This is a genomic window from Methylobacterium sp. CB376, assembly GCF_029714205.1.
Classification (GTDB): domain Bacteria; phylum Pseudomonadota; class Alphaproteobacteria; order Rhizobiales; family Beijerinckiaceae; genus Methylobacterium.
Genome location: NZ_CP121648.1, coordinates 6,512,916 through 6,530,827, shown reverse-complemented (window position 1 = coordinate 6,530,827; position 17,912 = coordinate 6,512,916). Strand labels below are relative to the sequence as shown.

20 protein-coding genes are annotated in these 17,912 nt (G+C 75.3%); 3 read left to right on the top strand and 17 right to left on the bottom strand.

Annotated features, from left to right (window positions below; all coding sequences use genetic code 11):
• Window position 1 precedes the first annotated feature (1 nt).
• The 14 genes from QA634_RS30105 to QA634_RS30045 form a co-directional block, all read right to left on the bottom strand.
• Complete coding sequence (locus QA634_RS30105; RefSeq protein WP_012335622.1) at window positions 2-295, bottom strand: hypothetical protein; 294 nt, start codon at window positions 293-295, stop codon at window positions 2-4.
• Window positions 295-615 carry a hypothetical protein gene (locus QA634_RS30100; protein ID WP_012335621.1) on the bottom strand — a complete coding sequence of 107 codons (321 nt, stop codon included), beginning with the start codon at window positions 613-615 and terminating at the stop codon, window positions 295-297. Before QA634_RS30100 ends, QA634_RS30105 begins: the two co-directional genes overlap by 1 nt.
• Complete coding sequence (locus QA634_RS30095; protein ID WP_012335620.1) at window positions 615-980, bottom strand: DUF4054 domain-containing protein; 366 nt, start codon at window positions 978-980, stop codon at window positions 615-617. Before QA634_RS30095 ends, QA634_RS30100 begins: the two co-directional genes overlap by 1 nt.
• Before the next feature lies 1 nt (window position 981).
• Window positions 982-1,191, bottom strand: a complete 210-nt coding sequence (locus QA634_RS30090; protein ID WP_012335619.1) for a hypothetical protein — start codon at window positions 1,189-1,191, stop codon at window positions 982-984.
• A 4-nt stretch (window positions 1,192-1,195) separates the two neighbouring features.
• Complete coding sequence (locus tag QA634_RS30085) at window positions 1,196-2,140, bottom strand: DUF2184 domain-containing protein (protein ID WP_012335618.1); 945 nt, start codon at window positions 2,138-2,140, stop codon at window positions 1,196-1,198.
• An 11-nt stretch (window positions 2,141-2,151) separates the two neighbouring features.
• Window positions 2,152-2,589 (bottom strand): structural cement protein Gp24, encoded by a 438-nt coding sequence (locus tag QA634_RS30080; protein WP_012335617.1) that lies wholly within the window; start codon window positions 2,587-2,589, stop codon window positions 2,152-2,154.
• Window positions 2,589-3,500, bottom strand: coding sequence for a DUF2213 domain-containing protein (locus tag QA634_RS30075; RefSeq protein ID WP_012335616.1), 912 nt, complete (start codon window positions 3,498-3,500; stop codon window positions 2,589-2,591). The genes QA634_RS30080 and QA634_RS30075 overlap by 1 nt, the downstream gene beginning before the upstream one ends.
• 358 nt (window positions 3,501-3,858) lie before the next feature.
• Complete coding sequence (locus QA634_RS30070; protein ID WP_012335615.1) at window positions 3,859-5,121, bottom strand: DUF1073 domain-containing protein; 1,263 nt, start codon at window positions 5,119-5,121, stop codon at window positions 3,859-3,861.
• On the bottom strand, window positions 5,121-6,491 hold the full coding sequence (gene terL, locus QA634_RS30065; RefSeq protein ID WP_012335614.1) for a phage terminase large subunit: 1,371 nt from the start codon (window positions 6,489-6,491) through the stop codon (window positions 5,121-5,123). Before terL ends, QA634_RS30070 begins: the two co-directional genes overlap by 1 nt.
• A gap of 34 nt (window positions 6,492-6,525) precedes the next feature.
• Entirely contained in the window at window positions 6,526-7,101 is a 576-nt protein-coding gene (locus QA634_RS35985) for a hypothetical protein (protein WP_012335613.1), read from the bottom strand.
• Window positions 7,102-7,691: 590 nt separating this feature from the next.
• Window positions 7,692-8,699 (bottom strand): lipase family protein, encoded by a 1,008-nt coding sequence (locus QA634_RS30060; protein WP_012335612.1) that lies wholly within the window; start codon window positions 8,697-8,699, stop codon window positions 7,692-7,694.
• A gap of 11 nt (window positions 8,700-8,710) precedes the next feature.
• Complete coding sequence (locus QA634_RS30055; protein ID WP_012335611.1) at window positions 8,711-9,331, bottom strand: hypothetical protein; 621 nt, start codon at window positions 9,329-9,331, stop codon at window positions 8,711-8,713.
• Between the two features lie 229 nt (window positions 9,332-9,560).
• On the bottom strand, window positions 9,561-10,238 hold the full coding sequence (gene nusG, locus QA634_RS30050; RefSeq protein WP_012335610.1) for a transcription termination/antitermination protein NusG: 678 nt from the start codon (window positions 10,236-10,238) through the stop codon (window positions 9,561-9,563).
• A 64-nt stretch (window positions 10,239-10,302) separates the two neighbouring features.
• Window positions 10,303-10,452, bottom strand: a complete 150-nt coding sequence (locus QA634_RS30045; RefSeq protein WP_012335609.1) for a hypothetical protein — start codon at window positions 10,450-10,452, stop codon at window positions 10,303-10,305.
• A 383-nt stretch (window positions 10,453-10,835) separates the two neighbouring features.
• On the opposite strand from QA634_RS30045, the gene QA634_RS30040 reads away from it, so the two are divergent.
• Window positions 10,836-11,519 carry a S24 family peptidase gene (locus QA634_RS30040; protein WP_012335608.1) on the top strand — a complete coding sequence of 228 codons (684 nt, stop codon included), beginning with the start codon at window positions 10,836-10,838 and terminating at the stop codon, window positions 11,517-11,519.
• Here the strand turns inward: QA634_RS30040 and QA634_RS30035 are convergent.
• Window positions 11,503-12,036 carry an HTH domain-containing protein gene (locus QA634_RS30035; protein ID WP_012335607.1) on the bottom strand — a complete coding sequence of 178 codons (534 nt, stop codon included), beginning with the start codon at window positions 12,034-12,036 and terminating at the stop codon, window positions 11,503-11,505. The genes QA634_RS30040 and QA634_RS30035 overlap by 17 nt on opposite strands.
• A 459-nt stretch (window positions 12,037-12,495) precedes the next feature.
• The gene (locus QA634_RS30030) at window positions 12,496-13,572 is read right to left on the bottom strand and encodes a replication protein RepA (protein WP_012335606.1); all 1,077 of its coding nucleotides are present in this window, start codon (window positions 13,570-13,572) and stop codon (window positions 12,496-12,498) included.
• An 893-nt stretch (window positions 13,573-14,465) separates the two neighbouring features.
• Here QA634_RS30030 and mazG point away from each other — a divergent pair.
• Together mazG and QA634_RS30020 are read left to right on the top strand one after the other, a co-directional pair.
• Window positions 14,466-15,251: a nucleoside triphosphate pyrophosphohydrolase gene (mazG, locus tag QA634_RS30025; RefSeq protein WP_012335605.1), complete on the top strand. Its 786-nt coding sequence runs from the start codon at window positions 14,466-14,468 to the stop codon at window positions 15,249-15,251.
• A gap of 244 nt (window positions 15,252-15,495) precedes the next feature.
• Complete coding sequence (locus QA634_RS30020) at window positions 15,496-16,488, top strand: catalase family peroxidase (protein WP_012335604.1); 993 nt, start codon at window positions 15,496-15,498, stop codon at window positions 16,486-16,488.
• A 46-nt stretch (window positions 16,489-16,534) separates the two neighbouring features.
• On the opposite strand, the gene QA634_RS30015 is transcribed toward QA634_RS30020, so the two are convergent.
• Window positions 16,535-17,767: a glycosyltransferase family 61 protein gene (locus QA634_RS30015; protein ID WP_012335603.1), complete on the bottom strand. Its 1,233-nt coding sequence runs from the start codon at window positions 17,765-17,767 to the stop codon at window positions 16,535-16,537.
• Between the last annotated feature and the right edge of the window lie 145 nt (window positions 17,768-17,912).

Here is a 17,912-nt window from a genome sequence, read left to right as displayed (position 1 = left end):
GTCAGGGCTCCGGGTCGGGGGGCTTGCCGGGCGGCGGGTCCGCCCGCAGGCAGTCGATGAGGGGCCCGAGCACGGGCCGGGCGGGCCGGGCGGCGGTGCCGAACTCGCGGGCGGCGAGGCCGGGCCCCGCGACGGTGAGGGCGAGGCCGGCCGGGGTCGGGGCCGGGCTGCCGGCGAGGCCGGGCGGCAGCCCGGCCAGGATCGCCCGGCCGGCGGCGTCGAGGCGGGCCCGAACCCGTGCGCGGTCCCGCCGCCTCACCGCGTCGAGGCGGGCCCGCAGGCGGGTCGCGTCCATCAGGCCGGCCTCCCCTGCAGGAGGAGGTGGCTGCCGGCAGGGTCCCGCTCCACGGCGGTGATCCGCCAGCGGCCCTCCGGCAGCGTGATCTCGTCCTCGGGCGTGGGCGGCGGGTCGAGGCCGGGGAGGAGCAGCATCAGGCTGATGCGGCGGCCGGGGAGGCCGGGGGCCTCCTCGCCCGCGCCGAGCGCCTCGACGCGGCAGCGGACCGGGACATCCGCGAAGCCGCCCTCCTCCCGGGCCCGGTGGAGGAGGCCGTCCCGGCAGAGGGGATCGGCGGCGGCGGCGAGGAGGGCCGCGAGGCTGTCGGGGCGATCCATCACACCACCGCGATGCCGGGGCTGGTCAGGCGCAGGAGGTCGCGGAACCGGCGCCCGTAGGAGGTCTCCGCGAGGGTGCCGGCCGGGTCGGGTCCGGCCTCGCCGGCGCCGCGGCGCTCGACCGTCAGGGTGCCGCTGCGCAGGAGCCGGGGGCGCCCCGCCCGGATCCAGGCCCCCTCGGCGCCGCCATGCCCGTCGAGGGTGAGGAGGTGCGCGGCGTAGAGCATCCGGGCGAGGCCGGCCTGCGGGAGGGCGGCATCGACCCGGGCGCGGGCCTCCGCCAGCGCCGGGGCGACCGCCTCGTCGGGCAGCCCCGCGAAGGCGGGGAAGCGGGCCTTGAACTCCGCCGGTGCGGGCGCCTCCATCTCAGGCCTCCCGGGGCCGGGCGCGCCGGCGCGGGGCCGGCTCCCCGGCGATCTCGATCTCGCCCGCCGCCTCCCAAGCCCGCAGGAGCGGATCGTTGCGGTCGAGGAGGTCGAGCTCGGCGCTCTCGCCGGGCGCGAGGCGGCGGGGCGCGGCCTCGCCGCGCACCCAGAACAGCCGGGCGCCGCGGGCGCGGTTCGTCACCTGCACCATGGCGTCAGATCCCGTCGAGGTAGCGGAAGGCGCCGGGGCGGCGGATGTCGAGGCCGCCGAGCCGGAAGGCGCCCGGCACGTCGAAGCGCCAGGGGCCGCTCTGCCAGGCCGGGAAGAACCGGAACGGCATCGGCAGCCAGAGCTTCAGCACCGTGGGGTCGCGCCGATAGGCGACCATCCGGGCCGAGCCCCCGGCCCCGGCATTCTCCAGGCCGCGCACGCCCAGGATGGTGAGGTCCTGGCCAGTCTCCAGGGTGTAGACGTTGTGGCGGCGGATCCAGTCGAGGATGGTGACCGGGTTGACGGCGTCGATGCGGCGCAGGCCGAGGCCGAGCATCTGCTCGTAGGGCAGGAGCAGGGTGTCGGCCATCTCCACGGTGGCGGAGGCGGTGAAGAGGCCGACGAGCTGCCCGTTGACGTCGGCGAGGATCTGCTCGGGGGTCTTGCGGGCGAAGGCGGTGGCGCCGCCCTCCCCGGTGGCGGCGGCGAGGCCGGTGGTGACGGCGGGGTGGTTGAGGAGGCCGGAGAAGCCCTTGCCGGCGTCGCCGAACAGGGCGACCTGGTCGATGAACTCCTCCGAGGCGAGGCGGGCGGCCTCGGCCTTCTCGCTGCCGAGATTCATGCCGAGCAGCTGGGCCTTGCCGAGTTCCTCGAGGTCGTAGCCGTAGCCGATCCCGGCCATGGCGACCGCGGTCTCGCTCTGGCGGCGCAGCACCTCGGCCCGGGGCACGTCGCTCGCCGCCCCGTGCAGCCAGGCGGCCTGCCCGACCCGGTCGGACGAGAAGTAGGTCACGGTCGGCACCCATTCGGGGGCCGCGGTGTCGACTGGGATCAGCCGGGGATAGCGGATCGCCGGGTAGAGGCTGCGATAGACGCCGGGCTCGATGAAGGCCTGCTGGCTGACCAGGAAGGCGAGGGCCCGGGGGGCGTCGGTGACGAGGGCGGTCACGGGGATCTCCGTCAGTTGAGGCGCAGGCGCGCGAGCCCGCCGGGGGCGGCGGAGGAATCGAACAGGGCGTTCGGGATCGGGACGTTGCCGGAGGCGGCGGCCGTGAAGGCGCCGGCCGGGGTGAGGAAGGCCGGGTTGCCGGCCGCGACCGCGCCCGCGACCACGACCCAGACCGCGCCCCTGATCATCACCGGGGCGGTGTCGCCCTGAGCGAAGAGGTCGCCGCCGTTGCGGGGAGCGACGTTGCGGTCCGCCAGGGTGACGCCCCGGAAGGTGGCGCCCTGCGCGGCGATGCCCTCGTCGCAGGCGCCCTGGAAGGCGGGCTTGCCGAAGCCGATCCCCGCCGGTGTCTCGACGAGGCGGCTGACCGTGAGGCTCGGCTCCTCGAAGGCGAGCATGCCCTCGTAGGCGGCGGCGGCGCGGCTGGAATAGGCGGTCTGGACGGGCATCAGCGGCTTCCTTGCTGCCAGGCGGTGCGGAGGGTCGCGATCATGGCGGCGTGGGCCGCCCGCGGGTCGAGGGCGTCGGCGGGCCGGCTCAGGGCCGCGCGCAGCGGGTCGGGCGGGGGCGCGGGGGCGGCCGTCGCCGCCAGGGCCCGGAAGGCGGCGGCGACCTCGGCCTCGCCGAGGCGGGCGGCGACGGCGGCGCGGCGGATCGCGGCGTCGAGGCCCGCGGGATCGAAGGCGTCCCCGAGAAGAAGGCGGGCGGCGGCGACGAGGCCGGCGCGCTCCGCCGCGAGGGCGTCGAGGGCGCCGGGGGCGCGCAGGGCCGCGACCTCGCGCTCGGCCTCGGCGAGCCTGCGGCGCAGCGCCGCCGCGTCGTCGAGGCGGCATTCCGGCCCGGCCCGGCCCTGCGCCACGATGGCGACGTGGTCGACGACGACGTTGGTCTGGCGGGCGTCGTAGGGGGCGCCGTCCGGCGTCGTGCCGGGCGTCCAGTCGAGGTCGCAGGTGTAGCCGACCGAGATCTCGCGCTGCCCGCCCGCGACGGCCGCGATGGCCTCGGCATCGGCCAGGAGGAGCGGGATGCGCACGAACTCGCCGTCGCGCAGCACCTCGCCGCCGACATGGCCGCGGGCGACGGCGCGCCACGTGCGGGGCGTGACCGCCTCGGGCGGATGGCCGAGGGTGACGGGCTTGTGGCCGAAGCTCGCGAGCGACTCCGCCCGGAAGACGGCCTCGGGGTCGCGGTAGACCCGGACCGTGCCGAGATCCGGCCGTTCCAGCTCGGCGCCCTGGTAGAGCTGGACGTTGCCGGCGCGGGCGGCGCGCCCCTCCACCACGACGGCGCCGCTGCGCAGGGCGCGCGCGTCGGCGATCCCGGCCGGGGGGCCGAGGCTCAGCGTGTCGAAGATCTGCATGGGGTCCCTCTGGGGTGGGATGGTGGATGTCTGCGTCCGATGCGGACCGGCCGCGATCGGACGCAGCCTGAGGATCTCGCCTGGGGATCTCGCGAGATGGTCAGAGACGAAGAGCCGTGCGCGGAGCGGGCGCGCCGGCGCCCGCCGGGCAGACCGGCCCGAGGCAGGTCCGCTCATCCGAAATCCGACGGATTGCTTCGCAATGCGGATTTCGGCTTCGCTCAAGCGCCGCGCGGGCTTGGCATACGCTGTCCGGACGTGATCGTCCGGCCGGACGTGATCTTCCGGACAGCGTATCAGCGGCCTGTTCCCGCCTCATGATGGCCGCCGAACCGGGGACCATTCCGGCGGATGAGGCTCAGGGCTGCCCGCGCCGATAGGCGGCCTCGATGCCCGGGAAGAGGTCGGCATTGACGAGCCAGCCCTCGACGCCCGCCTCCAGCACCGCGCGGGGCGCGAGGGCCTCGCGGGCCAGCGTCGCGGCGGTCTCGGCCCGCATCCGCCCGATCTCGGCCTTCTCGCGCTCGGAATCCCGCAGGAGCGGGCGCCAGGTGAACCAGATTCCCGGCGCGTCCCGGCCGAGGGCATCGCGCAGGAGGAGCGCGTCGAGGCGGGCCAGGGCGGGGGTCAGCTCCACCGCCTGGCGGGCCGCGACATGGTCGTAGTAGTTGCGCAGGTCGGCGTCGCCCGTGGCGTTGAGGCCGGCCGGGGACTGGCCGAGGAGCCGCGTCACCGGGATGTCGGCGGCGCCGGCCGCGATCTGCAGGAAGAGCCGGGCGACCTCGGGCAGGCCGGCGAAGTCGAGCTGCTTCTGCTGGTAGCGCTCGCCCTCCGGGGAGCGGCCGTCGCCCTCCAGCAGCAGCATGCCGAACATCGACTTCATGGCGGCGGCGTAGCCGAAGCGCTCGGTGAGGCGGCGCGTGCCCTCCTCGGTGGCGAGGGCCTGCGACAGGCCCGGGACCGAGATCACGTCCTGCTTGGCCTCGGGCAGCATGGCGGCGATGTGGGCGGCCGCCGCGGTCGCCTGGTCGATCGCCTCCAGCAGCGCCTGCAGCACGCTGTCGCCGAAGGCCTCGGCCGCGTCGGCGGGAAGCGGCGCGCCGACGAGCCGGACGATGCGCGAGGGATGCACCCGCTGCCCGCCGGCGAGGGTGTAGGTGTCGGGCTCGCCGAACCAGGGCGAGAGCGGGTCGCGCGCGATCGCCCCGGGCTGGAGCGCGTCCCGGGACAGGACGTGCAGGTAGCGCAGGCCCCCGCGTCCCACCGTCTCGGGGCGCAGCGGCCGGGCGGGGTCCGGGGCGCCGTCGCCGATCAGGATCGCCGCGCCCCCGTGCAGCCGCGCGAGGCGCAGGGCCCGCAGCAGCCCCTCGCGCAGGCGCAGCCGCGCCTCGGAGGCCTCGATGGCGGCGACCTCGGCGGGGGCGGCCTGCCAGGCGCGCCACTCGCGCAGCATGTCGAAGGGCACGATGTCCACGACCTTGCGGGCGAGCCAATTGTCCCGGTAGGCGGCGTCGAGCTCGGCCCGCCCCCGCGGCACGTGCAGGTGGCGGTGACCCGCGCCCTTGTCGCGCGGCCCGCCGAGGCCGGTGAGCAGGTGGACGAGGCGGTCGGCGAGCCACATCAGACAACTCCCAGCATGCCGTAGCGGCCCGGCCCGTTCAGGGTCCAGAAGGCCCGCGAGAGGGCGTCGACCTGGTCCAGGAAGGCGCCGTTCGGGAAGGCGGCGACCTCGTCCAGGAAGGCCTCGTTCCAGGGGCCGTCGAGGAGCAGGAGGTTGCCGGCCTCGCCCTGCGCCGAGACCGGGCCGGCGCGGGTGAGCTTGTCGCCGCTCTCCGGGCTGGCGCGGACGTCGTAGCCGGCGAGCTGCCGGATCAGGTCCTGGGCCTGGGCCTTGCCGGCCTGGCCGGGATCCTGCGGCAGGGCGATCCGGCAATCCGGCCCGTCCTCGGCGGCGGTGGCCAGGATCAGGCGGACCACCCCGCCCGGCGAGAGCCGGTCGCGGCGGACATCCGCCACCACGAAGCGGCCGTCCGGCGCCCGGGCGAGCTTCACCCCCGCGGTGAAGGCGGGGCTGCGGCCGGGACGCGGCAGGCTCGCGGCGAGGTCCCAGGCCCGCACCAGGCGGCAGCCGGCGGGCAGCGCCCGCAGGCGGCCGAACCAGTGGCGCTTGAACAGGCCGCCCTCGCGCGGGGCCGGCCGCTGCTGGAACTGGCCGGCGCTGGCATAGGGCCCCATCGCGGCCTTGTCGCGCTCCACCACCGCGCGCGGGAAGCGGGCGGGGAAGAGCAGTTCGCCCTGCTCCCGGCGCGGGTCGGAGAAGCCGATCCGAGTCGTGCAGCGCCGCTCCGGCTCGAACTCCATCGGCAGCATCAGGTGCTCGTAGCCGAGGTCCCGCGCCAGGATCAGGCCGGAGAGGTCGCGCTCGTGCAGGCGCTGCATGACCACCACGATGGCGGAGCGGGCCGGATCGGTGAGGCGGGTCGGCACGGATTCGAGGAACCAGCGGCCGATCCCCTCGCGCAGCCGCTCGGAATTGGCGTCCTCGGCCGAGAGGGGATCGTCCAGGATGACGCGGTCGCCGCGGGCGCCCGTGATGGCGCCGGGCGAGAGCGCCTCGCGCAGGCCGCAGGCCGTCGTCTCGAAGCGCTGCTTGCGGTTCTGGTCCCGGCGCAGGCGGACGCGGTCGCCCCAGAGGGCCCGGTACCAGCCGGAGGTGACGAGGCGGCGGGTGCGCAGGTTGTCGCGGACCGCCAGGGCCTGCCGGTGCGAGACGGCGAGGGTGCGCAGCCCCGGGCGGTTCCTCGGGCCCCATTCCCAGGCCGGCCAGAACACGCCGACGCAGAGGCTCTTCGACAGGCCCGGGGGCACGTTGATGAGGAGCCGCGTGATCTCGCCCCGGGTCACCGCCTCCAGATGCGCGCAGATCGCCTCGATCGGCCAGCCGTGCACGTAGGGGGTGGCGGGCTCGACGGCGGGCCAGGCCCGGCGCACGAAGCCCGCGAGGCTCTCCTCGCCCTCGATCCGGTCAAGCGCCCTCAGGAGCGCCGCCGGATCGTCGAGAAACGCTCTCGGCGATGCGGCGGAGCTGCTCGCGCTCCTCGGGCGCGAGGCCCGCGAGGGCGGCGTCGAGGTCGGGTCGCGGCGTCTCGTCACCGGCCGTGTCCTTCAGGCCCCAGGCCTGGCGTTCGAGGGCGATCCAGAGGCGGGCCGCCTGGGCGAGGTCGCGCAGAGCGGTGCTGCGCTTGGCCAGGGAGTTGGCGCGCTCCCGGCCGTCCCCCTCCGATTCGTCCGCGAGGGCATCGATCTGCGCGGAGGCGGCCAGCACCTCCTCCAGGAGCCGCAGGGTCAGGGCCTGGCCCTGCTCGATGACGGTCCGGTGGGCCGCGACCACGCGGCCGCGGTCCGCCGGGGCTCGATCCGGCGGGGTCCGATCCGGCAAGGCCTTGGCCGGGCGCGGCTGGCCACGCGGCCAGCCCTCCCGGCGCGCCCGCACCAGGATGCTGCTGTGCGCGACGGCGAAGCGCCGCGCCAGGGCGCGGGCGGAGGCGCCGGCGCACCACGCGGCCCTGATCGCCGCCCAGTCGATCGCTCTGTCTGTCATGGGATCCGGGATTCGGCTCCGGGCGGCTCGCGCCGCGGGACAAGACCCGCGGGACACGAGCCGCGGGACACGAGCCGCCCTTGGCCTCGGTGATGCCGTGGGCCGGGTCCGGGGACACATCCCCGGGCGACGGACGAGCATCCATCGGCGGGGCAGTCGGGCGGCCACGGCCTCGAAGGCGGGCGGCGGACCCGGAACACCTGCGACCTTCGTACATGATCCCGTTTTGTTCGTCAAATGTTCTTTTTCGGGGTGGGGCCGGCGGCGGGCTCTGCACGGTGCGGGGCCCGTGCCGGCGCGGCGGATCGGGACGCGGCGCTCGGCCCCGTGGAGCCGGGCGGGGCCTTCCCGGCCCAACTCCTGCCGGCCCAACTCCTGCCGGCCCAACTCCTGCCGGCCCAACTCCTGCCGGCCCTTGGCGGGCAGGAGATCGTCTCCGTGCTGGGGAGGTCGAGCGCGGCCGCCGACCGCGTGGTCGCCGCTCGGGACCGGGGATGGCGCCGCCTGTCCGGGGCACCTGCCGCACCGGCGGCGGGCCGGCCCGCCTCCCCGTCGCGGCGCGACCGGCGGGGCGGCCGCCCCGCCGCGGTTCAGGGCAGGAAGACCGGCGGGACGGCGTGGGCGGCGAGCGCCCCCGCCGCCGGATGGTCGCCGGGGAGCACGACGGCGCCGAGCCCGATGCGGAAGGGCAGCGGCGGGGCGCCGAGGAGCGCCAGGTAGGTGTCGGGCAGGTGCTGGTGCAGGGTCTCGATCAGGAAGGCGATCGGCGTGCAGGCGGTGACGGGGCGCGCCACCTGCCCGGCGAGCGGGACCGGCGTGCCGATCGCCGCGTAATCGTAGCCGCGCAGCCGCCACGCCGTCGCGTGGAGGGCGAGGTCGAGGATCACGCCGCCCTGCGGCGCCGGCTGGAAGAAGTCGCGTGTCGCCAGCACGTCGTCCCAGCCGTAGGGCACGCTGTCGAGGGTGTTGTAGAGGCGCGCGACGCGCCCCTCGAGGAGGGTGCCCGGCCCGAACAGGGCCGCGAAGGCGGAATTGCCCGGCGTCATCCCGGCGAAGGTCGCGACCTCCGGCCGGCGCGGCGGCGCCCGGCCCGCGAGCCAGAGCGCCACCACGGGGGCGAGCGTGCCCCCGAGGCTGTGCCCGGTCACGGCGAGCGGGGTCTGCGCCGGCAGGCCGTCGAGGGCCTGGGCGAGGCTGGTGCCGGCCGCGTCCGTGAGGGCGATCAGGGACGAGAAGCCCGCCCAGGTGCCCCCGGAGATGCAGGGATCCCCCGGCTCCTGGTCGCCCGGGTCGACGGTCGCGCCGGAGGGCCATCGCGCCATCGGGCCGAAGGGCGAATCCTGGCGCGCATCGTCCCAGTAGGCGGGCGAGAAAGGGTTCGGGTAGGTGCCGCGGATCGCGAGCGCGACCCCGCCGCCCGGGCGCCGGTCCCGCGCCAGGAAGGCGAAGTTCACCGGCACCGCCTCGTCGCGGGCGATCCAGATCGCCTCCCAGATCCCGCCCGTCACCGGGCTCGTCGCCAGGTAGGCGGGGATCGCGGCCGGGTGCCCGTAGGCGATCCCGGCGAGTGTCATCAGTTCGGCCGCCGGGAGCGCCATGGTCGCCTCCCTCAGCCGCCCACGACCGGGCCGCCCGGGATCGCGACCGAATAGGCCGCCGCCGCGATCGGCACGAGGGGATTGCCCGTCTGGCTGACGAAGTATTGCCGGATCGTAGCCGTCACGAGCAGCGGGGTTCCGGCATTCACCTGGAGCAGGACCGAGCCCCGGTTGGCGGCCGATTCCGTCGCGGCCACGCCCTGGCTCGCCAGGCCGAGCCCGGTCGCCACGTACTCGACCCCGACGATGATCGTCCCGCCGGGCGGGATCGTGCGTCCGAAGGTCGGCCGGCCCGGCCGATTCGCGAATTCGGGCGTGATGTTGCTGATCGAGAGGTCGCTGCCGATCAGGTTCGCGGCGAGCTGGATCTTGCCGCCGGGGGGCGCGACGACGAACGGAACGGTGGGCAGGTAGGTCAGCTGGAGGGTGGCGCTGCCGACCGCCGACGTGTTGGTGATCTGGATGAAGATGCCCTGCAGGACCAGGGGAACCTGGGTGAGGCCCGGAACGATCGGCTCCCCCAGCACCTCGAAGGGGATCAGGCCGGTCGCGACCGCGGCGGGGTCGGAATCGGGGACGAGGAGGTCGTCGGGGGCCGCCAAGGCGGCGGACGGGTTGGCGATGAGGGGCATGAAATGTCCTCCCGCGGGCGATATCGGCCTGCGCGGCCGGCCGGAACCGCGTGCGCGGATGCCGCCCCCCCGCTCGGATCATGCCGATGACTGCGCCCGGTCTGCGTGCTTGTTGTGATGGGGATGGCGAAGACTTCCGCCATCGAAGATTTCATCCCATGATTCTCTGAGTTCATCAAGGTAAGTTTCACTCACTTTGTTGCGCAAAAGAGTTTTCCGTCGGCCCGGTTCAGGGGCCGGGCGCCGCGCCCTCGTCCGGCGCGACCTCCTCCGCCGCGAGGTCGACGCGGGTGGCCCGGCCGAACAGCCCGAGGGCGACCCGGTAGCGGCGCCGGGCGGGGTCGACCGCCTCGATCGTGCCGCGCAGCGCCGCGAGCGGCCCGCGCGTCACCCGCACCGCGTCCCCGAGGGCGAGGAGCACCGCCTCCACGGCCTCGTCCTCCCCCTCCCCGGCGCGGCCGGCCAGCGCGTCCGCGAAGGCCTGCAGGATCGGCGCCGGGATCGTCACGGCGCGGCCCTCGCGGAACAGCACCCGGAGCACGCCCGGATGGGCCTCGGCGCGGGCGAGGTCGGCGTCGTCGCGCAGGCCGAGGAAGACCAGGCGGTGCAGGAGCGGGACCGCGACGCGCCGGCGCGCGCCGTCCGGGCCGACCCGCTCGACCTCCTCGCGGGCCTCGAAGGCGCACAGGCCCAGGGCCGCGAGGTCCCGCACGACCCGGGGGGCCCAGCGCGGGCGGGTGCGGGCGACGAGCCAGACCCGGTCCGGCGCGACCAGGATGCGCGGCGGCCGGTGCCGGCGGCGGCGGCGGCGGATCGCCTCCGGCGCGGCGGCGGGCGGCCGGTCGTGGGCGAGGGCGGCGCGGCGGCGGCGGCAGACGCGGCGGCGCTTCTGCGACGCGCGGCTCACGCGCGCCTCCCGGCCGGCCGCGGGGAGGATCCCGCGGCCCGCGCGACCGTTCCCGAAGCGGCCGTCAGGGCTCCGGGTCGCGGCCGGCCTCGCGCGTCTCCCCGGGAGGGTTCCGGTCGAGGTCCCGCAGGGCGCGGTCGATCCGCCGGCGCACGATCACGAACAGGAGCACGCCCGCCGCGAGGGTCCAGAGCACGATCAGGGCGGCCTTCATGGGGGCGTCCTCGGCGGGGTTGCGCGGGGCCGGACCGGCCCTCGGCCCGCACCGGATCGCGCCGCGGGCCCGCGGCGGCGCCCGGGAACCGGGCCGCGCCGGGCCGGCTTAGCGGCGAACCGGGCCCGGCGGAAGCCCGCCCCCCGGCCTCGAAGGGCCGCCTCCCGCCAGCGGGGGGCCGCCTCCCGCCAGCGGGAACGCGGTCCGCGCGCGGAAGCGCGCGCGGCGCGGATCGGCGCCGTGTCATGGTACTCTCCTGCCGTTACGGAAGAGCGCGCGGCGGGCGCGATCGGGCCGGCCGCTTGTCTCACCGATCACTACATGATGTAATGACCGCGATCAACACGCTAGGTAGCGAATACCTCTCTCAAGGTTGTGGACAGATGGACGAGGCCCGTCTCCGGATCGATCAGGGCGAGCGGCTGCGCCTCGCGCGGCTGGCGGCGGGCTACCGCTCGGCCCGCGACGCGGCCCTGCGCAACGGCTGGCCGGAGAGCAGCTACCGGGCCCACGAGGCTGGCACGCGCACGATCGGGCAGGACGACGCCGAGCGCTACGCCGCCCGGTTCCGCCGGGACGGCGTGCAGGTGACCGCGAAGGGCCTGCTGTTCGGCGACGACGAGGCGGGCGAGCCCCCGGGGGAGAGCGGCCAGGTCGTGGGGGTGCGCGGCGTGATCAGCGCCGGGGGGCTGATCGCCACGGGGGACGAGCAGCCGGACCCGAGCGGCAACCTGTTCGAGGTGACGGTGCCGTTCTGGCTCCCGCCCGGCACGATCGCGTTCCGGGTCGCGGGCGCCTCCATGCACCCGAAATACGAGCCGGACGACATCGTGCTGTGCGCGCAGGGCGGGGAGAGCCCGGAGCGGCTCTTGGGCTGCTACGCGGCGGTGGCCACGCCGGACGGCAACCGCTTCCTCAAGAAGATCCTGCGCGGCTCGCGGCGGGGCACCTACCACCTGGAGAGCCACAACGCCCCGCTGATGACCGACCGCCGCCTCGCCTGGGCCTCCGGCATCATCAGCACGGTGCACGCGCAGCATTGGCGGCGCTTCACGGGGCCGCGCTGACCTTCACGGGCGCGTCGAGGGCGTAGACCCCGTCGCCGAGCCGGCGCAGGGCGGTGCCGCCCTGGGCGCGCTTCCACAGGCGGGTGTTGAGGGCGGCGACCGGATCGTGGCCCGGCAGGGTGTGACCGCGCGCGGCGATCGCCTCCCAGATCTCCGCCGCGTGCATCGGCCGCCCGGCCGCGGCGAGCACCGCGAAGGCCGCCTCGATCACCCGCCGGCCCTCCGCGCGCGCGCCCGCCGCGGGCGGCCCCGCCGAGCGGGGCGAAGCGGGCGCCGCCGGATGAAGCGTCGCCGGATGAAGCGTCGCTTGGGCGCTCGCTTGGACGCTCGCTTGGGCGCGCGCTTGGGCGGTTGGCGCGGGAGCGGGCGGAGCCTGCGCCGGGGCGGGTTCTGCCGCCGCGAGCCGGCGGCCGAGTTCGAGGTAGAGTTCGTGCTCGGCGATGGCGCGGTCGAGCGCCGCGCGCTGCTGGCGCAGGGCCTCCAGCCGCGCCCGCACCTCCGCCTCCGACAGGACCATCACGCCCCCAGCCGATTCCGTCCGCCCTCCCGGCGAGGCGTCCGCTCAGGAAGGAATATCGCCGCCGCGGGACATTCCGCAAGCGGCTGGAACGATCCATTCCATTCCGCTTACGGAATTATTCCGCAATCCTCCCTCGCCCCGCGCCGCGGCAGCGCCACGGGGCCGCCCGCGTCGAGGGGCGCCAGGGGAGCGAAGGCCGGTTCCCAGGGATCGCCGTCGGGATCCGCCACGGAGCCGGAAGAGCCGCCCACAAGACCCGCATCCGCGGCGAGCGCCGCGCGCGAACGGGTCCGGCACCGCGCCCTTGTCCGGTGAGGGTGATGTGCGGCGGGAAGGCGGGGGCGCGCCACGCCGGCGATCCCGGGGGTGAGCAGCGAGAGGCGCGGAGCGCGCACGCCGCCTCGATGCGAGCAGGGCGGCGCGGCCCTCGCACCGCCCCGGCGCCGCCTTCCGGCCTCAGCCGGCGGCCTTCTTCCGGGCGGGCTTGGGCGGCACCAGGAGCGTGCTCGGATCGGCGGGCAGGAGCTGCATGCCGGCCTCGTCGAGGCTGATCGGCAGCTTCGGAAACACCTCGCGCAGGTGGGCGACGTCGGCCTTGAAGGCCTGGCGGAAGCTGCGCAGGGAGGCGTTGTCGGCCCCGAACTGCTTGTGCAGCGTGTCCCAGGACAGGCGCAGGGGCCGCGGCAGGGCGCGCAGCCGGTAGCCGACCCAGAACAGGAGGTCGAGCTTGCGGGCCGAGCCCGCGAAGGCCCGGGCGGCCCGGATGTCCACCGGCAGCGCGTGCTTGACCAGGTTCTCGTAGAAATCCTGGTGGAACTGCACGGTCTTCGACCAGGCAGCGGCCTGCCCCTCGCCCCGCCAGAGGTCGAGCTTGCGGAAGGGCGGCATGGTCAGGGTGGAGGAGCGGGACTGGCCGTCCCAGAGGCCGATCTGCAGGGTGCAGGCGGCGAGGCGGTTGAGCTGCTCCTTGAACTGCCGGATGGTGCCGCGCTCGCCCCCCGTCACCGCGAAGCCCATCTCGCGCATGAAGCCCGACAGGCTGTCGGCGACCTCGATGGTGGGGCTGCGCTGGCGCACCGCCTCGGTGCAGAGGTGCAGGAGCACGAGGCGGGCCTTCGGGCCGTAGGGCAGGCCCTGCAGCTCCATCTGGCCGGTCGCCGGGTTCTTGATCCGCCCGGCCAGGATGCTGAGCGTGTTGCGGCCGTACTCGCGGAAGAACTCCCGCGTCTCGCCCGGATCGCGGTAGGGCAGCCCGCACAGGGCCAGCACCGAGTGGATGTGCTGGATGTTCTCGGGGGCGACGGGCTCGGTCTCGATCACCGCCCGCACGGCGTCCCGGCGGCGCTGGTCGCGGGACATGCCGGCGCGCGCCTCGGCCGCGCGCGCCGCCGCCTCCCGCTCGGCGTCGCGCTGGGCCTGCCGGTGGGCGATGGTCTCGACGATCACCGCGAACAGGAAGCTGCCGCGGGCCGCCTCGAGCTCCGCCCTCAGATCCTCGTCGCGGATCGCCTCGATCTTGGCCTCGATGCCCATGGCCCGATGCCTGCGCCTCCCCAACCGGGCCTCGGGGCGAGGCTCGCCCTCGCCGCGGAATCCGGCCTCACCACCCTGCGGAAATCCGTCATGGCCGATTCCGCTCCCGGGAATCCCGTGGCCCGGCGGAGTTATCCCAAGATTCCCGCGAGTCGTCCCCATCATCCTCGCCCCATCATCCTCGCCCGACGCCCCGCGCCCGCGGCCCTCGCCGGCGCCGCCGGCGCGGCCGGGGCGCGGCCAGGGACCGGCGGGGCCGGGGACCGGGTGTGGACCGGTCTGGGGACAGGGCCGGGAGCACCCTGTCGCCGAGCGCGGCGCGGAGCGGGGACGGGCGGTGGACGGCGCCGCGATCCCGCGCAGAGTTCGATACGCCCCGGATCCGCCGCGGCCCCCCCGCGCAGAGTTCTGTGCGCCGGGGGGTCTGAAAACCTGTGGGATTCCGAGGGGCTTGGGCGGCGGGCGACGCCGAATCCGATGCGCGGCCGCGCAGAATCCGATGCGCGACCCCGTGCGATCCCCGCAGAATCCGATGCGCGGCCGCGCAGAGTTCCATGCGGGAATGCGCAGAGTCGGATGCCGGATCCCGGCCCAACCCCTTGGCCCGGTTGAGAGATCCGCCTCTCCATATAATCCACAGAACTGACTCTCTGAAATCCATACCCGATAGGGTCTCGTATAGGGGCCGATCCGGGGTTCGTTTTGCAGAACGAAGGCATGCGGGAGCGGGATGGCTTCGCCCCCCGCCCCCGCGGCCGCCGCTTCGAAAGGAATAAATGGAATATTACGATCGAGGGTGAGTGCGGCGTTGCCGGCTTCCTTCACCATCGGCGCGGGCCGGCTTATGAGCACGGGGCGCCGCCGGGACGGCGCGTCGGCCGGCGAGACCCCGCATGAGCACCACCCCGATCGAGCGGCTCCTCGCCATCATGGCCCGCCTGCGCGACAGGGAGACCGGCTGTCCCTGGGACCTGCGGCAGGACTTCGCCTCGATCGTGCCCTACACGATCGAGGAGGCCTACGAGGTGGCCGACGCGGTCGACCGGGGCGACCTCGACGACCTGCGCGACGAACTCGGCGACCTGCTGTTCCAGGTCGTGTTCCAGGCGCGGCTGGCGGAGGAGGCCGGGGCCTTCGCGTTCGCCGACGTGGCGACCGCCATCGCCGACAAGATGGTGCGGCGCCACCCCCACATCTTCGGCGAGGCGCGCGACCTCGACCCCGAGGCGGTCAGCGCCCAGTGGGCGGCGATCAAGGCGGCCGAGCGCGCGCGCAGGGGCCGCCCCGAGGGCACGCTCGGCGGCGTGCCGCTCGCGCTCCCGGCCCTGACCCGGGCGGAGAAGATCTCGGCCAAGGCCGCCGCGGTCGGCTTCGACTGGCCGGACGCCGCCGAGGTCGTGGACAAGGTCAGGGAGGAGACGGAGGAAGTGGCCGAGGCCCTGGCGGCGGGCGACGGCGAGGCCCTGGCCGAGGAGATCGGCGACCTCCTGTTCTCGGTCGCCAACCTCGCCCGGCACGCCGGAATCGACCCGGAGGAGGCGCTGCGGCGCGCCAACCGCAAGTTCCGGCGCCGCTTCGAGGCGATGGAGGCCCGCCTGCGCGCCCGCGGGCAGGACCTGCCGGAGGCGGGCCTCGCCGCGATGGAGGAGGCCTGGGCGGCGGTGAAGCGGGAGGAGTGAAGCGGATCCCGGATCACGCGCCCGCGCGGCGCGTGAGCGAAGCCCAGATCCGCCATCCCGGGGATCAAGCGGATGGGGTCTGAGCCGGACCGATCGCGGCGCGCGGCCCGCCGGGGTCCCTCCCCCGCCGGCGCGGGACGGCCGCCCCACGGCCAGTTGAGCGCAACCCGTCTTGCGCCGGACCTTCCGTCCGGGCGATGGTCCGCCCGATCGTATCGGAAGGCGGCTGCAACCGGAGATTTCGATGGGTTACGCCAAGATCGGCGCCGTCCTGGCCGCGGGGCTCGGGCTGGCGATCGCGGGGCCGCTTCGCGCGCGGGCCGAGGAGGCCCCGGTGCCCGAGCAGCTCGTCGACGTGATGAACACGCTCTGGGGCAAGCACGCGGGCTTCCGCGCCAACCACGCCAAGGGCGTCGTGGTGGAGGGCTCCTTCACGCCGAGCCGGGAGGCCGCCGCGCTGAGCAAGGCCTCGCCGTTCCGGGGGCCGGCGGTGCCCGTGCGGGCGCGCTTCTCCGACGCGACCGGGCTGCCCACCATCCCGGACGGGGACGCGAATGCCAAGCCGCACGGGATGGCGCTGAAATTCGCCCTCGCGGAGGGCGGCGAGATGGACGTGGTGGTGAACTCGCTGAAGTTCTTCCCCGTGGCGACGCCCGAGGAGTTCCTGCAGCTCCTGAAGGCCGCGGCGGCGAGCGGCCCCGGCGCGCCGCACCCGACGCCGGTGGAGACCTTCGTCGCCAGCCACCCGGCGGCGGGCCGGGCCGGCGCGGTGATCGGCACGCCGACGAGCCTCGCCGGGCAGGTCTATAACGGGGTCAACGCCTTCGTGTTCGTGGACGCGGCCGGCAAGCGCACGCCCTTCCGCTACCGCTTCGTCCCGGTCGCCGGCACCGCGTACCTGGAGGCGGCCGAGGCCGCCAAGCGCGACCCCGACTTCCTGATGCGCGAACTGCCCGCGCGCCTCGCCCAGGGGCCGGTGGAGTTCCGCGTCCTCGCCCAGCTCGCGAGCGAGGGCGATTCCACCCGGGACGCGACGCGGCCCTGGCCGGAGGACCGGCGCCTCGTCGAGATGGGCACGCTCACCCTCACGAAGGCGGTCGCGAACAGCGAGGAGGCCCAGAAGGCGCTGCTCTTCATGCCGAACGCCCTGCCGGACGGGATCGAGGTCTCGGACGACCCGCTGATCGACGCGCGGGTGCAGGCCTACGCCGTCTCCTTCAGCCGCCGGTCGCAGTAGCGGCGGACTCGAGCGGGGGCTCGGTCGCGGGGCGAGCCGCCCCCGGTCAGGCGGTCGCCGCCCGCAGGGCGGCCCGCAGGGCGTCGAGGTCGATCGTGAAGGCGCCGTGGTTCGGCCGCTCCTTCGAGTCGCTCGCGCCGTAGAGCGCGTGGTAGCGGTGCCCGCGCACCGCCGCGAGGTCCCAGAAGAACGGGTCGTTCCAGCCCTCGGCCGCGAGGTGGATCACCTGCGTCCCGGGCAGGCTGAACAGCGTGTTGGTCATGGCGGCCCCCATGCCGCCCACCACCACCCCGGCATCGGCGAACTGCGCGACCTGCTGGCCGAACGGCAGGGTCAGGGGATCGACCACCTCGAAACCCTCGCCGGACAGGAGCGCCAGCACGTCGTCCCGGTTGAGGAGGCGGCGCCCGTAATCCGGCGCGCGGTCGACGAAGAGCCGCCGCCGCAGGGGCCGGCGCCGGGGCGTCGCCAGCAGGGCGTCGCGGGCGATGCGCAGGCGCGCGAGCAGCACCCGGCGCCGCAGCGTCCCGGCCAGGAAGGCGAGCGCCTCGGGGGATTTCAGCACCGGGTGCAGGGCGATCGGCGAGGCGAAGTGCAGCACGTCGAAATGCAGCGGCTGGTCGCGCGTGATCGTCACGATCCGGATCCCCCGCAGGCCCTCGAGCATCAGCTTGATCGAGCGCAGCCGCACCTGGTCGATGATCTCGTGATAGGTCGTGATGATCAGGTTGATGGGCCGGCCGGGAAAGCGGCGCCGGAGCACCCGGACCGCCTTCAGCCGCGGCAGATCCTCCACCAGCCAGTGGCCGTAATTGAACGAGGCGGAGTTCGTGAAGACGAGGTTGAGGGCGCCGTCGGAGGAATCCTGGTCCCGGATCGGGTGCGGCGCCTGGTCGAGCGGGAAATGCGCGAGGTCCTGCGGCCGCGCGGTCTCGTAGACGACGGCGCGGCGCGCGCCGCGCAGGAGATGGATGACGTTGTCGTACAGGACGGCGTCGCGGATGCGGAACAGGGCCGAGGCCGCGCCCCGCCGGGCGCCCCGGGCCATGTCGCTCTCGATCTGCCGCATGTGCCGCGCCGCCTCCTCGTCCCCGCAGACCTGCGTGAGGGGGGCCGGCCGCTCGTACGCGTAGGCGGGGAACAGGTCGTCGACGAAGTCGATGTCGGGGCTGGAGGGCTCCATCGGGGGCAGCGCGTCCGCCAGTTCGGAGGAGCCGTCCGACCGGTACAGGCGGTCGAGGTCGCATGAGACCGGGACCAGATCGTGTTCGGGTGCCATCGCGCGCGTCTCTCAACCGACCTCTCAACCCGGCGGTCCCGTCCCGCGGCCGCCGAGGCGGCGCGCGGCGCGCCGCCACGCGCCCCGGGTTGGCGGCGCCGCCGCCACCGGGTCAAGCTCCCGCCGGGCCGCTGCCCCGCCGCCG